The sequence below is a fragment of the Mesobacillus selenatarsenatis SF-1 genome, from assembly GCF_000813125.1.
In the GTDB taxonomy this organism is placed as follows: domain Bacteria; phylum Bacillota; class Bacilli; order Bacillales; family Cytobacillaceae; genus Mesobacillus; species Mesobacillus selenatarsenatis.
This window is the reverse complement of record NZ_BASE01000004.1, coordinates 106494-122050: the sequence shown is the minus strand read 5'-3', so window position 1 is coordinate 122050 and position 15557 is coordinate 106494. Positions and strand designations below refer to the sequence as shown.

The 15557-nt window shown below is 39.4% G+C and carries 9 protein-coding genes; 6 read left to right on the top strand and 3 right to left on the bottom strand.

Translation table 11 applies throughout. From position 1 onward, the window contains the following. Together TY49_RS00795 and TY49_RS00790 are read left to right on the top strand one after the other, a co-directional pair. Window positions 1-304, top strand: a 304-nt coding sequence (locus TY49_RS00795) for an LPxTATN C-terminal sorting signal domain (protein ID WP_041963987.1), incomplete at its 5' end; no start/stop codon positions are given. A gap of 633 nt (window positions 305-937) precedes the next feature. Next, window positions 938-3526, top strand: a complete 2589-nt coding sequence (locus tag TY49_RS00790) for a magnesium transporter CorA family protein (RefSeq protein WP_041963986.1) — start codon at window positions 938-940, stop codon at window positions 3524-3526. 64 nt (window positions 3527-3590) lie between these two features. Here TY49_RS00790 and TY49_RS00785 read toward each other — a convergent pair whose 3' ends face one another. Next, the gene (locus TY49_RS00785) at window positions 3591-6983 is read right to left on the bottom strand and encodes a P-loop domain-containing protein (RefSeq protein WP_041963985.1); all 3393 of its coding nucleotides are present in this window, start codon (window positions 6981-6983) and stop codon (window positions 3591-3593) included. Between the two features lie 403 nt (window positions 6984-7386). Between TY49_RS00785 and TY49_RS00780 the strand changes: the two genes are divergently transcribed. The 4 genes from TY49_RS00780 to TY49_RS00770 are packed head-to-tail and all read left to right on the top strand — an operon-like array spanning window position 7387 to window position 13725. Next, the gene (locus TY49_RS00780) at window positions 7387-8604 is read left to right on the top strand and encodes a protein kinase domain-containing protein (RefSeq protein ID WP_041963984.1); all 1218 of its coding nucleotides are present in this window, start codon (window positions 7387-7389) and stop codon (window positions 8602-8604) included. Continuing rightward, a complete protein-coding gene (locus tag TY49_RS00775; RefSeq protein WP_041963983.1) occupies window positions 8597-9409 on the top strand; it encodes a serine/threonine-protein kinase in 813 nt (270 codons plus the stop codon). The genes TY49_RS00780 and TY49_RS00775 overlap by 8 nt, the downstream gene beginning before the upstream one ends. Window positions 9410-9437: 28 nt before the next feature. Beyond that, complete coding sequence (locus TY49_RS25355) at window positions 9438-9566, top strand: hypothetical protein (protein ID WP_269745696.1); 129 nt, start codon at window positions 9438-9440, stop codon at window positions 9564-9566. Next, entirely contained in the window at window positions 9532-13725 is a 4194-nt protein-coding gene (locus TY49_RS00770) for a DEAD/DEAH box helicase (RefSeq protein WP_041963982.1), read from the top strand. Before TY49_RS25355 ends, TY49_RS00770 begins: the two co-directional genes overlap by 35 nt. 138 nt (window positions 13726-13863) lie before the next feature. On the opposite strand, the gene TY49_RS00765 is transcribed toward TY49_RS00770, so the two are convergent. Both TY49_RS00765 and TY49_RS00760 read right to left on the bottom strand, forming a co-directional pair. Then, window positions 13864-14754 carry a zinc metalloprotease HtpX gene (locus TY49_RS00765; protein ID WP_052442029.1) on the bottom strand — a complete coding sequence of 297 codons (891 nt, stop codon included), beginning with the start codon at window positions 14752-14754 and terminating at the stop codon, window positions 13864-13866. Window positions 14755-15077: 323 nt separating this feature from the next. After that, window positions 15078-15542 (bottom strand): DUF5381 family protein, encoded by a 465-nt coding sequence (locus tag TY49_RS00760; RefSeq protein ID WP_041963981.1) that lies wholly within the window; start codon window positions 15540-15542, stop codon window positions 15078-15080. Window positions 15543-15557 lie beyond the last annotated feature (15 nt).

Below are 15557 nucleotides of genomic sequence, written 5' to 3'. Positions count from 1 at the left end.
CGGAAATGCTGCAACAACTGTTTTTCTGGATAATGTATCGATAACAGTGGATGGTTCCGGAAGTGAAGATCCAACAACCGACCAGCCTGGAGACAATGATGGTGAAGATCCATCTACTGACCAGCCTGGAGACAATGATGGTGAAGATTCATCAACCGACCAACCTGGTGACAATGATGGCGAGGGAAACTCTTTACCTGATACAGCTTCAAATATATATAATATACTTTTACTAGGCTTGCTCCTAATAGCAGCAGGTACAACATTCTACTTCAATAGGAAAAAGAAAGAAATAACAGAGTAGTTTAGAAGAAACACGAGACGGTTGTTGAGTCTCATTATCGAAGCGATATAGCATTCCAACTAGTTGAATACTATATCGCTGCTAAAAGGGCCTTATCCACAAAAGGATAAGGCTCTCATAATTATTCTGTGTTGATCTCCTTATTATCCTTCCCCTAGACTCTTTTAGCCCTATGCTTCTCGAATTAGCAAATATCTACTATTATTTGAACCGACCCTATGTCCAGTGAGTAAATTCAGGAATATATTCACAAGTATTATGCTTTATTCTTATAAATAAAGTTATTTTTACCTCGAGGAAAAATTTTAAAATTAAGTGGCTTGTTCCGAGACAATCCTTTGGTTTTTTAAAATATTAACCTATCCATAGTCTTAATTGAGGTATTTCCATTTATGGTACTACTTACCTTAATAACCTAGTATAATAGTCTTATATTGAATAACTTCCATTGCTCCAGCTATGTGCAGCCGTCCACATTGGAAAGCAAACCGTTTTTGGTCTGGGGAAATTCGATATCTATTTAAAACTTTAATTTTGGGCTAATATTTTGTTGTTTTATGTTATGAACTTTATGTTTGATAGTTTTCTATAAAATAATAAAAAATTTCAGGATAATGCCAGGTAGGGATTAATATGCAGTCAGTAAAGAATAAGGTTAGATTCTCGTTCTCTTTCATTCCCCAGGGGGCAAAAGTACGTTCAATTTCAGAAGGGGAAGAGGAATATCTTGCAATTAATGATTATCGTTTAGATAAACATTCGACTGTAGTAGTTGATGTTGGAAACAGATTGTGTGAGGGGATTATTGATCATCATCATTTGAAGGATGGTTTTGAATGGAATGGGAGAAGGCTTGTGAGTGCTTCAGGTTTATTATATGCCTTTCCAAGTCTTCTCTCCAATATATCCCCGGTTGCGGAAGAGGTAACAATTGTCGTGCATCAGGGGCCGGACTTTGACTGCTTCGTGTCTGCCTACCTTGCGATGCATTTTATTGAGCATGGAGAATTTCCTGAGCATGCAGACCTGCTTGTGGAGTATGCTGAGGAAATCGACAGCGGGAGATTAGGGATCCACTTGGAGCATCGGGTTACGCCCTATACCCTTAGTCTGGTTTTTCATAAAGTCATAGAAGAGAAGTTAAAACGAATTAATGCATTTTCGTATGATGTGCTCAATGCAAAGGTGATGGAAAAAGGGATTCACTTGGTGGAATACATTTTAGCCAGGTTCAAGGAGATGCTTCCGGGCGAAGTAGGCCTTGAAAGTCCTGTCTTGCTCCTGGAAGGCCATCCGTTTGCCGAGGAGGAGCAGGAGGTTGAGGCAGATTACAAACGGTATTGCGATGACCTTGAAGAACCAGGGAAATGTGAAAAAAGAAAGCTGCTTCTGCCTCACATCTCCGTTAAAGGGCACACGGAAGAAGTCGATGCGCTCTTCTGGAATTCTCAACCAACCTGTTCTCTGGATAAGTTATGGGCACGGGGGGATCTTAATTCACCAAGCGGGACTGGGTATGTGTTCACGTTCATTCCCAGGGAAAGTTTGCCTATCGAAGAAAATTGGTTTGAATTTTTCAAGGAAAAGCCAGAAGTGGTTCCGAAACGTAATCGCGCGATCATTGCAGTTAATGGAACTAGCTCCGTATGTCTCAGGGATCTAGGAAGGCATCTTGAGCTGGCTGAGCGAAAGAAAGAAGCTCTGCTGTTTGGCGATAATGCTGGGAAATGGCGCAGCAGGGAAACTAAGCGTTATCCCGATGAGTGGGCTGACAGTGATAATCCCTGGTATGATGGCCGTGATAAGGCCTCACAGATTGTCGATGCACCTAGTACTGTATTGAGCCTGCTCAGTATACAGGAAATGAAGAAAATCGTTCTTCTATATGCCCAGCCAAGGGCCAAAGAGAATTTTAACAAGATAGCATTTCCTTTTTCGTTTAAAGATACAGATATGGATACAATCATCGAAGAGCTTACGAGCGGCAGCAACCCTTTTAGGAAAAACGGGGACTTTAATGGCAGAAGCAGCAGGAAATTCAGACCGTATATCCAATCATATATGTACAACCATAATTCAAGTCTTGAGCATGAATATCACCTGGAGTATAGTGCTGGAAATTTCGAAACGACCCTTGTTCGAGTTGGAATTAAGGATAATGAAATAGAGTATTTTAAAAAGCATGGTAAAAACATGGATAACCAAGGTCTTGCCGGAATATCAGCCATCGACCTGAAGATAATGGATATCTCAATTGATTTGTTTAAGTTCGGAGTCGGCTTTGTGGTATTCGATCTCGAGTTAATGCCAATCGAGCAGACTGAGGTACCGTTGGAATCAATGTTATTAGTGAACAATGAGTTGTGCCGGGGAGCTAAAGGAAGGTCATTCCTTTTAGAAATGGTTTCTGAATTGATTTCTGTCCACGAACTGGATAGTTGCGAAGACGGATTGATTTTTACGGAAGTGATATTCGACCAAAGCACCTTTTACGGCTCTTTAAAATCAGAGATGCTGTTTAAACTGGCGAATAACATGAAGTGGAATGAACCGATTAGCGGTAATCCATCTGACCTGATGTCCTATGAACTCGAAATCAGTCCTCACGAGCTATATGGGTACAGCAAGAACGGCGGAGCTCTTATTCTCATTGACCCAGTCACAGACAATATGATTGAAGAAGAAAGAGTGTACTACCAGAAACGATTGCAAAACGCCCGGGAAGAGTATCGAAATTATTGCTGGGCCATTTTCTTGATTGTGCTTCATCAGCGCTATTCGATGATGAATTTTTCCAAGACACTTGCCGAGATTGCATTGGACCTGGAAAATAACAAGATTAAGCAGCTTAGGAGCACCATCATAGAATTCATCGTCCAGGGCTATTTCAGCCAGATATCGAACGACGAAGAACTCATGTCCCATTATAAAAAGTGGCGAGACATCCTCGAGACAGAAAAACTTCATGAGGAAATCCTCGAACAGGTTTCTACCCTGGAGGATTATTATAAGCGGGATAATGAAGAGACGTTTAATTCAAAATTTAATAAAGTTTCATTTGCTTTCGTTTTCATTTCAGCTATTACTGGATTTTTCGGAATGAATATCCCTCTGATCACAGGGGATGATAGTGCCATTGGCAATAACTTTGCTGTTTATATTTCGCTGGCTGGAGTAGGAGGACTTACCCTCTTCTATTACTGGCTGAACAAAAAGAAGTAGATAGCTTTCTAAAAAGATTTGGGAGGTACCTATTCCAGGTACCTCCCAAATCTTATTTTAATTTTTATCTGTTTCTCTTGGCACTATCAATCAAGCATTCCAGTTCATTAATATAATAAGAGTTGCCAAAATCATTTGGACAACTAAGCCCAATTTGGGCAAATTTCACTGCTTCACTTTGCTGCTCATTCTTTAATAAAAGCCGCGCATATTCAAGGTATTCTTTAGCGATCGCTTCTCCCTGTATATTACCGCTATTCAAATATGAATGAAAATGTTGAAGTGCTTCCTGGTCGTTCCCATTCAAAACAGAACATCTTGCTTGATATTCTGGCATTAACCCTCCTCTGTACTTTTTCGTCCAGGGATGATTAAGAAGTCTTGTCTGGAATTCTTCTGCAAGAGCTCGGTCTTTAATATCGAAGGCAGCTTTTATCAGGTGGGCGTAGACATTCTTAACCCATCTTTTCGCATTCTCATGTCCTTTACGGCCATGTCTTTCGAAAATCGGAAGCGCTTGATGCAATACATTAATAAATTCTTCTGTACTGACCTTTGTAGTGCTGCCGAATTGTGCTGTATGCATCTGCACGCAATAGCTCATCCAGAAACCGACTTCATCATTTACAGCTTTGGCATGCTGCTTGCTTTTTTCAAAGTGGCTATACGCTTCATCTGCATTGCCTTGAAGATAGTTGATATAACCAAAATCATATTCTACTCGTTGCAGTTCCTTATCATTATTATCTTTTGAAAAAATGCTGATACAAGTTTGTAAATGCCCAAGTGATTCCTGTAGTTTTCCTTGCCTTCGTCTTAGATTTGCCAATCTAAGAGCGATAGAAGGGTAAAGTCTTTCAAAGTCTACAGTTTTTCTTGTTTCGAGTTCTGCTAAAGCAAAACATAAGAACTCATCATAGAAGCTTAGATCAGGTCGGTAAACAAAGGAAGCATGAATATTTTCCACGGTTAAATCCGTTTTTTGATTTTTAAGTTCCTTAAGCATTAATCCGAGGAAAGCTGTTAAAACAGGAAGGAAGTCGATGTCATCTTTAGTTAGTTGCTGGTATGCTTCATATAAATCGTCCAGAAAGAACTCCAGCTTTTGATAAGTAATTTTAGTTTCCAAAAAGAGCGGTGAAGACAGAAAAGATACTATTTCAAGATTTCTGTTTTCATCATCTTCTAAAAGGTGAACTACTCCCCATTTCAGTAAATAAATATCAGAGGGAGAAGGGTTTTTGACATCTGTTCGCATCAGCTTTAATAAGCCTTTCCTTGCCATGCCCAAAAGCAGGTTTGTTTCATGATTTTCATTCATGTAATCTAGTAAGCTTTTATGATAAAGGATATATCCTTCGTCCTGTTTCTCGTTCGTTGTTACAGTCCTTAGCATTGGTGCTACATAACTTAAGCTATTGTGGAGTATTTGTTTTGACTCTTCATTCTTTGGGAGAAAGTCTTCTTTTATCAAAATGTCACGAATGGCTTCCCTCGACAGCGCCTCTTTGGCGATTGAAATGGTCGCGACGAGACGGGGAAGTATTTGCTGGTATAACCCAACCGAACACCTTCGGACTAACTCCTGGTGATAGGCGTAAATCGAAGGGGGAAGGTCCTGCAGGTGCCCGTCAAATTGTTTGATTCTGCCTGACAGCAAATCCCCGATAACATAAGTAACGTATAATGGGAGCCCCTCTGAATACTTCCAAACTTTTTCAATAAAAGGGTTGATCACTTCATTTTCCTTTTCATGCTCATGTGTGATCAGCTTCCTTCTTAACGGGCCGATCTTTTCGAAGATCATGGCTTGTATATCCTGTTTATCCATTTTCGGTATGCCTGTTGGATACAATAAGGCAGCATCTCCTTCGAGAAAGGCATTGGAGAGCTTTGTGTTCACTCTACTGGAGCAAACCCAGATAACATTTTTTGCGTTGAACTCATGGCAGATTTCTTCAGCCAGCACCAGGTCGTTTTCTGGCAGTTCATCCAGCCCGTCAAGAAAGAACATTACTTGATGGTTCTCGTCTATTTCATTTAAGCACTTGGCCAGGTCCTCCGCATTGTAAGTCGAGGGCTGTTTTTTAAGCATGGTATGGGTTCCTGCCCAGCTGTTAAGTCTTTCGACACCATATGTAATGAATTCCTTGCGATAACAGCGTTCATCTCCTGCTTTGAATCTGTAAGGTAAAACTAGTGTATTGCTTTGTGCATTTTCAATGGTTTCCACTACAAGGGAAGCCATAATATAAGATTTCCCGATACCTGCATTCCCTGTTAACCAGTAAATACCTTCCTTGGTTTGGTGTATCTGTTGCTTGATCCATTCTTGTTCTTTTTTTCTCCCTATGAATCTCTTGGCATCCTGCAGTATTTCTGTCTCGAAGCTCTTTACTAGATAACTTTTTTCCTCTTCGCGCTGTTGCTTCGTATCCAGCTTAAATACCTTCTTAAATGCATCCAGCTCACTTTCGCTGGATTCAGTGCGGCAGCTGTCCTCGCTCCCCACCGGTGTATACTCGAGGAACAGCTCTCCGCGTCTCACATATATATTTTGGTGATATCCATTGTTGTATGGAGAAGCACTATAAAAAATCAAGGGCCATAACGAGAAATATTCTCCATTACAGTGAAGGACAACGGTATGTTCGTTCGAAAATAGCGAAGAGGCTATGTTGTCAACATGGTCTGGTTTTACAGTATTCTTAATATCGCCCTTTAACAGTCGATAAGAGCCGTTTTCTCTGGCGATTAATTCATAGTCGAATAATAAATCCAACTGCATTAACAGCTTTTCAAATTTGGGTTTCCAGGCTTGGTACAAGCTTTCGGCAATACCGCTTGATAGATTTCCACCGTGTGCCAGGCGGTTTCGCAGCATAAGCAGAGAATCTTCTTCTTTTGCATTTTTACCGGGAGAAATGAAAGGAACGACAATTTGATTGACAATTGTTGAAAGAGCATTATGTACATGACCATCCTTTACGATTGCACCTGCCATTCCAAGCCATTTTCCAAGGGTAGGCTGCTCAATCCTGGAATGGAATTCATTAAGGATTTTCTCAGGGAGTTCCCCCTTTTTGCTTTGGACCTCTGCCAACCCTGCAATGACAATGAAACGAAGTAAAAGCTCGGTGAAATCGCAAATATCCCATAGTTTTAACTTAGGGTTAGGATCCTTTATATAATCATATAAAGGAGTCGCAATAATAGAGGGGAGGGACTCAGCATGCTTCAGAACCATCTCCTTATGATGGTCGGGCATCTCTTCGAACCTCGTTGTTTCCTTCATAAGCTTAAGAAATCTCTTAATCTCACCAAGCTTCATATCGAAATCTTCCTTCAACTCTTCCTTGGTTAGGTCTCTCATTCCCTCCCAATCAAACTTTTCCCTGATGAAAAGATCGGCATAATCTGAAAAACCATTCTCTATTAAAAATGTTTTTATATCCATCTAAAGTCTCCTTGCTTGTTGGTAATCTATTACAAAGTATACCAGAGGTTTTGGAATAAGAGATATCCCCCTGTAAATTGTGAGGTCATCAAATAAAGGTGGTATAAAGAAAGTTTATGTCTGTCAGAATAGGTAACACCCTAATTTAGTAGAAACTCATTATCTCTTTTTCCGGGTGCGGAAGAAACTGACATCAATCTCTAGAACTGGGAAATTAATAGCACTTTTTATATTTATCCAGACTATTATCAGTGGTACAATTTACCTATGTAGTATTTTGACGGAATAAGTAGGGGTTTGTCGGAAACTATTTTATAGGTCTTAAGTACGGGGTATCTATTAGCCTGTTGATGTGAATTATACCCGTAGGCTAATAGTTCATATCACAAAGGAGGTCCGCAGCATGTCTCATCACTTAGCTTTTTTAAAGCCAATCCATCCAGATTTATATGTGCAAATGAGAGAAGTAGAAAGCTATCTTAAAACCAAACCGACTCTGGCAGCTACCCGGATTCGTGTTGCACTCGAGACTTATATGATTTGGGTAGCACTAAGGAATGGAACTGCAATTGAAACGGGTGGCAGGCCAGCGACACTGAATGACCTTATTGGCCAAAGTGCCTCTAAAGGATTTGTGAATGGAGAGACACTCCATAATATAAGGAAATTCAGTAATCCGTTCAGCCATGGAACGGTATCAGATAAAGAGAAAGATGCAGTTCAATACCAAGTCATATTAGGATATTTCAAAGAACTTCTTGAATCGATTCAGTCTTATGTGGAAAAAGAAAAGTTGCTTACTGATACGGATTTTTATGACTTTAATGAAAACATGCTGTTGATCAATGATTTTCTCCCGGTAAAAAATATGGATGTGGATGAAGCAGATGAAGGCTGTAATTTAAAGCTTCTCTGTGTCCAAGAATTTAATGGAGAAAAATACTATTCAATCGTACGGCAATTTGAACAATCGGATGATGAATCTGACAAGTATTTTTATAAAAGGGATTATATAACGCTGACTAAACTATGGGCCGGGGGAGTTCATCCAAGGACGGTTATTGCGGCTAAGACACTGGAAACAGAAGAGGATATTCCTTTTATTTTCACAGCCTTCACATGGAATGAATCATATGAAACTCTTAAAGACTTTTTAAAAAAGGAAGTCTCCTATCTAGACAAGATTAGAATTATCCGGGATATAGGAGAGGCACTTATTTATCTCCATTATAGCAAACCGGCAATCTATCATCGGGCCATACAGCCTAGCTCAATCTTCGTCACTAGAAATGTTTTAGACGAGCCTGTCGGCTTACTTGGAAACTTTGAGTTTTCAAAACATATAAATCCTGCAAATGGAACCGTCATTTCAAGGCGCTTGATAAAGAAGCGGAGTGCCTATGACCCGCCGGAGACGTTGACTAAAGACACTAATTGGGAAAAGGTCGATACATATTCTTTTGGCATATTGATTATGCAGATGCTGCGATTGAACCTTGAAAAGGATTCTTCACCAATTGCTGAACTGGTTTATAAAATGATAAGCCAGCATCCAGATCACAGACCGGAAATGAAAGAAATCTATGCTTTTCTTAATAGAGAGGTGTTCCGCTATGAATAATTTATCTTATACGAAGAATCATGATTTTCGTCTTCTTGAAAAATTACATGAAAACAATGGCTCTTCTTTTTGGAAAGCCATGGATTTAGCAGAAAATCGCATCGTCGGTATAAAGAGACTAGCAAGAAGTTCAGCACCGATAAAAGATCTTCAGGCTGAAGCGGATAATCTCAAAAGGGCGAGCCAGTTTTCACGCAATGTTCCTATTGTTTACCAAACTTACATGGATAGAAATTACTTCTACACCATTATGGAATTTTTCGATGGAGCAGTCTTGCTGCGTAAAATGATGGAGCAGCCAATTGTGCTTCGTAATGCATTATCCATGACAATAAAGCTTTGTGAAACATTGCGTCCATTCCACGAAAATGGCTTCTTTCATCGAGATTTAAAGCCGGAAAATATTTTTATAAACAAAAAAACGAAAGATGTTTTCCTGATCGATTTTAACTTAAGCAGCGCAAAGCCTTTTGTTGGCGAGGGTACGCGTAATTATCAGTCACCGGAACAGCGTGAAGCTAACGGCCGTGTGGATTATTCACGGACTGACATTTTTTCTATTGGAATCATTCTTTATGAATTAGTAACCGGAAAAGTACCCGAACCAGACAAGGATTATTACCGAGACCGGTTTAAAATTAAATGGGAAATGTTCACACCACCAAGGGAGCACAATCCTGACTTGCCTGTTACTATTGAAAAAATCATCCTAAAATGCCTGGCATATAACCCGGCGGAAAGATACCGTCTTGTAAACGATGTTGCCAGAGAACTGAATAGAGCAATGAGAGCAGAGCGCTTATAACCAGAATATTGAAAGGGGAGGTTTGAAAATGAACCTGGATGAAATAGACCTTGAGTTTTTATCGGAGCTTAGAAGAGGAGATCAGATTGAACAAGAACTTACTCAATTGAAGGAGTGGTTGGATGAGTACAATGTACAAGAAAGAAGAAACGATTGAACTGAAACAGCCATTCGTTTTTATTTTAACAAACAATATGAAAGAAACAGCAGCGGAATTAGGGCTTCAATGGAACACTCTCGCCCACGAAATCGCTGGTCTTCAAAATTTGTTAGTCAGGTTAAATGCGGCCAAGCGTGAATTGCGTTTTATTACCAGTAAAGCAATTTTCGTATGTGCGATTAACACTGAGTATCAGTTTATCATTAAAACGACAGTCCGAAAGAATGCAAGAAGCCAGGCAGAATTCGTAAAAGATGGCGTAAGTATTTATAGTCCGATGGGTTTCTCCATTAAAGAAGGTAATTCTGTTTTATCAGGACCTACTGTTAATGTCAGTTCTAATAGTGCCTACGTCGAGTCTGTATTGCCAGAAATTTCTGCTAAAATGGCTTACACAGTAATAGAGAATGAAGAAGCGGAAGAGCTAAGCATAAGTGAGGAGCTTGAAAGTTTTCTCGAAACCGCGAAGGCTTATAACGATATAGAAGATGAGCTGGAACGCAATAGATCTTTAGGCAGCCCGCGGCACCCTTTTACGAAGCTTTCGTCAGTCACAGACCAGTCGAGAGTGAAGCAGTTGACATACCAGTTTCTATGCAGCGAAATTGAAATCGATGAGTATAAACCTGGAACAAGATTGCTTCTGACTTTGTCAGATATGGAAATTCCGGCGACACTTGAGGAAATTCAACAAGGTGAAAATGAGCACTTAGTAAAGGTCTTGCTGAATCAGGAAATCAACCACTATGAATTAGGTGACTGGGGATTTTTTCAACTGGAATATAATTCAGTCCAGACAAAGACTAGGTTGAAGGTTGTTGAACAGTTTGAGGAAATGCGGACGAAAGCAACTTACTTGTATAAGGGTATAGGTCATAATGAATTTAGTCCAATAGAGGAAAAGGGCAGGACTGCGCTTGAGGAGGAACTTAATAAGAAAAAGTACCCACCGAATGAGAGCCAGATAGAAGCCATTTCAAAAGGAATTCATGCGGAGGATCCAGTGCTTGTCCTTGGACCTCCAGGTACAGGAAAGACGACGGTAATCGTCGAATGGGTCAAGCACTTCGTGAAAAAAGAGAATAAACGGGTGCTTATCTCATCCCAGAATAACAAAGCAGTTGATAATGTCCTGGCGAAACTGGCAGATGACGAAGACATGACGGTTATTAGAGTAGGCAGGGAAGAAAAAGTTCAGGAAAACGTGAAGCCTTTTTTATACGAAATGAAAGAAGCCGAAATGAAAGAATCAATTTCAAATTCTTTAGCTCATTATAGTCCATTGGTGGATCGGACTTTGGCTACAGTTAAGGATAGGATTAATTCATACAGTGCTTTTATAGAGAAGCTAAGTAACTATTTGGAGAAAAAAGAATATCTAGATGGGTACTACCGTCAATGGCATGAAACATATTTAAGCAGGCTGAGAGTTGGAAGCAGGGCTGTCCATGCCCTCAGGGAAACAATAGCCGAAGGTCAGGAAAGAATCGATCGCAAAGTTTCATTTTTAGAAGATAGGAAAAATAAATCTCTTGGCATTAAGATGTTAACTTATCCGGGTGTGTTGTTTAGTAAAGGAACAATGTTTGCTGCCCAGAGGAAAATACAAGCAGCCTCAGAAGAGATGGCAATGACACTTAAGGAACTGGATGGAGAATGGCTAAGAGCAAAAGCCTATAAGAATGAGCGAATTGATCCCTTAAAACAAGACTTTGCTGTTATTCGTGAATTGATAAACAGTACGAGGGAGGGCTTAAAGACTGAAAGAATTGATGGTATCTGGGGGGAAGACATTGAAGCCTTCCATATTGATTCTTACAATCGTGCTCTTTTGAAAGAGGTTGAACGCTATATTGAGAAACTAGAAGATTTCAAAGTGCAATTGTTAAAGGTTCAAACAGTCCTAAATTCATGGCGGGACCAAATGCTTGATCACTCAAACAGTGCTATTTCTGAAGTTTTGCTAGAATCCGTGAACGTCGTTGGAGCAACCTGTATTGGCATCAATAGTCAGTCAAGATTCCAGCATCTTGAGTTTGATGTGACCATTATTGATGAGTCCGGTCAAATTCAGCTTCACAATGCATTCGTGCCGATGTCGCGCTCTCCAAAATTAATTATGCTCGGTGACCATCTTCAAATCCCTCCTATAGTTGATGAAGATATACTAAAACGTGCTGAGGAAAAGGGCATTAGGTCGGATTTGCTCGGGAAGAGTTTATTCGAAGAGCTTTATAGCCAGTTTCCAGAAACGAATAAGGTTCTTTTGGACACGCAATATCGAATGCCTCATGTGATTTCTGACATTTTGTCCGAGGAATTTTATGAAGGGAAATACCATGCGCATGAAAGTAAAACTGGACTCAATGGAATTGGAGCCGGATTCAATTCTCCATTTGTGTTGATTGATACAGGCAAAGACAGTAACCGGTTGGAGAAAAAGCATGAAAACGGCGGTTATGTGAATCCGCTGGAAATTGATATAGTAGTCAAACTGGTGCGTCACCTTGTGGAAGAAACGGGCTATTCCTTGAATGATATGGGAATTATCGCCCCTTACCGAGCTCAAATTGATGCATTGAAGGATGCAATATCAAAGGCATTTCCAGAATACTCCGAAAGGGATTTGCAGGACATCGTTGCCACTCTGGATAGTTTTCAAGGGCAGGAACGTCCGATCATTATTTATAGCGGGACCAGGAGTAATAGGAAGGCGGAGGATCAGAAACGGATTGGCTTTTTGGCAGAAACGCGCCGGCTAAATGTTGCGCTGTCCAGGGCTGAAGAACAGCTATTCTTCATCGGTGACTTCCCATTCTTGTCTTCTTGTGATTATGAAGAAGTGATAGAATCTGATGATCTATATGGTGAAGACATTGTCCACTCAGAGCGCCCATTCAGCCGATTCATAAGGCGGATATTATCTCATGTGGAGATGGGGAATGTTCAAATGCTTCCTGTGGAAAAACTGATGGAAGGAATAGATAAGAATGAAAAAAACACACGATTTCAACCTGACTTAATGATACAGTCGCTATTCCGGGAGTTCCCTTCATTAATAGATGAAGAAGTCGAAGCGCTGATGCCGATCGAGCTTCCAATCGCCGAGCTTATACTCGAGTTGGAAGAACGTTCTACAGAGAGTTTCCAGATTGTAGAAGAAGCCATCCTGGATTTGATTGCAGCTGGATTAACTGATGTTGATTTGATATCAGACCTTCTTGGTTTGACACCACGTTACGTTTTGCGAATCATTCAAACATTGGAATCGTATGGGCACATAAGACAATCGGAATTGACAGAACAGGGAAAACAATCCTTGAAAGAGAGGCAGAGTATTACTACATATGCAGTAATCCAAAAAATTCAGGCCGAACTTGTCTTTAAACAATTCCTCCCATATTCGATGGTGCAAAATGATGAGACATTGATAAACAGACAAAGCCTTGTCCCTCATAGGGATATTGTTTTACTGCCTAATGCTACATTGAATGACCAGTTTACGGCTAATTTCCTGAATAATACTTCAATCTACGCAAAGGATCAGGTACTTCATACAAATGTTGAACGGATCAAGGATATAAAAGGGCAACGTATTAAATTCGCACCGGCCTATCTAATAAAATTTAAAAATAAGATAGCTTTCCTTCCGGTTTTATCAGTAAAGCATAAGGGCAAGAGAATTTGGCGCCCTATGGTCTTACCTAAAAATTATACGCTGGCACTACAGGAGCATAAGATTCCGACTATAGACAATTCACATTTTCGAGAACTCCAGGGCTTTGCTATGACTGTATGGGAGGATAAGAGCGACAATTTTGAGAATAAAAAGAAGGAGCATCATGCTGAGAATGTAGCTAAAGATTTTAACCTTCAATCGTTGGAACTGCTTGATGATGGAAGGTTAAGACTGGATCCTGGTGACTTTAAGGAGTATACCATAAGGAAACTTGATGTTTTAAAACACCTTTTTATCCCCTATGCAAAACGGATCATGTATAATGAACGGATTTGTTATTTCACTATTGAAGATGAAGAATTAAGGTCACTAGGAAAAAAGTTGTGTGATTTGTACCTCTCCAATATGTCTGAGTATAAAAAGACATTAAGGGAAATGGCATCAGGTCAACCACAGAAAAATGCATTGCAATTTTGACCAGAAATAGTCCGTGACAATGGATAAAATTTAAGATGAAAATATACGGACTTTATAGTGCTGCCAATGACGAAGAATAGACAAAAAGGAGAGGGACAATTGGTCTCTCTCCTTTTTGGAATCTTAAATTCGATAGGCTTATAAATTTGTAAACTTCTTCTCAATATATTTAATTCGTCTGTTAATCGAAGGGTGAGTCGAGAATATATCCAGAAATCTTCCCATTCCATTAAATTGAATTGCGGCATACTTTTTTTGGCTTTTAAGAAGTTGAGCTGGACCATCTAATTCTTTTAGGGCGAGAATCATGTTAGCTGGTGTAGTTAATTGTGCTGCTAAGTGGTCTGCTTTAAATTCTCTCTTCCTTGAAAAGCTTTTGATGAATAAGCTGCTAATAAATAACAAAATAGTGGTGACGATAATTTCAACAAACAAAATAATATAATAAACAAATATATTCTCGTTATCCGACACGAAAAGTGCAATCAACCTGTATAAAGTAATAGGTAAGATAATAACACCGATGATCATTCTTAGAGATGATTGTAATAATGTTTGTGTAACCATATCTCCATTCACAATATGAGCCACCTCGTGTGCGATGACTGCCTCTACAGCTTCCTCACTCATTCCATAAAGCAAGCCTGTTGATACTGCGATTAGAGATTTATTTTTTGAACGTCCAGTGGCGAAGGCATTCTTATCATTAGAAGTATAAATTGCAACTTCGGGCATCTTCTTCATTCCAGCTCTTTTACACAGCTCATAAACTTTTTCCCGGTACCATTCTATATCATCATCATAAGTATAGTTATCATCCAGAATAGTTAACTTATAAGCTTTTTTTACATAATACTTCGAAAACATAAGACTGAAAAAAGGCATTGTTAATGCATAAATCAATAAGAATGGAATAAACTCATTCATTGCTCCCTGAGTGATGACTATTATTGAGATAATAATTGTGACATTAAACCCGAATAGCCATAGAATTCTACTTATAAAACCCGTTTTTAATTGCTTCTCCATTTTTTCTCCCCCTATCTCTACTTTAAAACGAATTACAATCCATTCCATATTAGGAATGATAAACCCTAATAAGTATTATATAGGAATAAAATACTATTTTTGTAGTTTTTTGTCGATATGGAATGAAAAATGTTTTGTTTTGCAAAATGGGGGAGTTTTTTAAGCTGATAAATGATCAAGCAGGTGTTAGTGAAGGAATCGCGGACTATTCAAATACATATAAATAAAAGGCTGAACTCCATTAGTTAGACACTCATAACAAATGGAGTTCAGCTTTTTTTAAGTACCAATATTGTGTTCTAAGTAACCTAAGACTGCAAACCCTACCGTTTCGTCCTGTCGCTGACAATACCTTTTAATGTCTGGAGGATTACTGGATAGTCTTTCTTGGAAATAACGTAATAAGTGGGGATGTAGATGCTGTCTCCGCCAATTAAATTTAACACGTATGCAGGGGTCTTTATTCCCAGGTACCCCGTTGGTATATTGTTTTCTTCTTCAACATTCTTAATGGAGTTCAACTTAACTGATTGATCACGGACTGTGAGGGTTTCCTTGTCGTAGCTGAACATCTGCTTATTTCTGAATAGAAGGATGAGGAGCATGATAGCCATTCTGCCAAAATAAACAATTCCCATGATACCTGCAGTAACAGAAATTACCTTCCTTATAGTGGGAGCATCCAAAAAGATACTTGCCAGGATCAAGGCAACTCCAGTGATGATAAAGATTGCGCAAATGAGTAACCTTCCAATAATGGTTGTATTACGATAATTTACTATTTTCATATTTCCACCTTATAG

Coding starts and splice junctions, on each gene's coding strand:
- TY49_RS00760 (WP_041963981.1), bottom strand. CDS start 15,542: ATGAAAATAGTAAATTATCGTAATACAACCATTATTGGAAGGTTACTC.
- TY49_RS00765 (WP_052442029.1), bottom strand. CDS start 14,754: ATGGAGAAGCAATTAAAAACGGGTTTTATAAGTAGAATTCTATGGCTA.
- TY49_RS00785 (WP_041963985.1), bottom strand. CDS start 6,983: ATGGATATAAAAACATTTTTAATAGAGAATGGTTTTTCAGATTATGCC.
- TY49_RS00770 (WP_041963982.1), top strand. CDS start 9,532: ATGAGTACAATGTACAAGAAAGAAGAAACGATTGAACTGAAACAGCCA.
- TY49_RS00780 (WP_041963984.1), top strand. CDS start 7,387: ATGTCTCATCACTTAGCTTTTTTAAAGCCAATCCATCCAGATTTATAT.
- TY49_RS25355 (WP_269745696.1), top strand. CDS start 9,438: ATGAACCTGGATGAAATAGACCTTGAGTTTTTATCGGAGCTTAGAAGA.
- TY49_RS00790 (WP_041963986.1), top strand. CDS start 938: ATGCAGTCAGTAAAGAATAAGGTTAGATTCTCGTTCTCTTTCATTCCC.
- TY49_RS00775 (WP_041963983.1), top strand. CDS start 8,597: ATGAATAATTTATCTTATACGAAGAATCATGATTTTCGTCTTCTTGAA.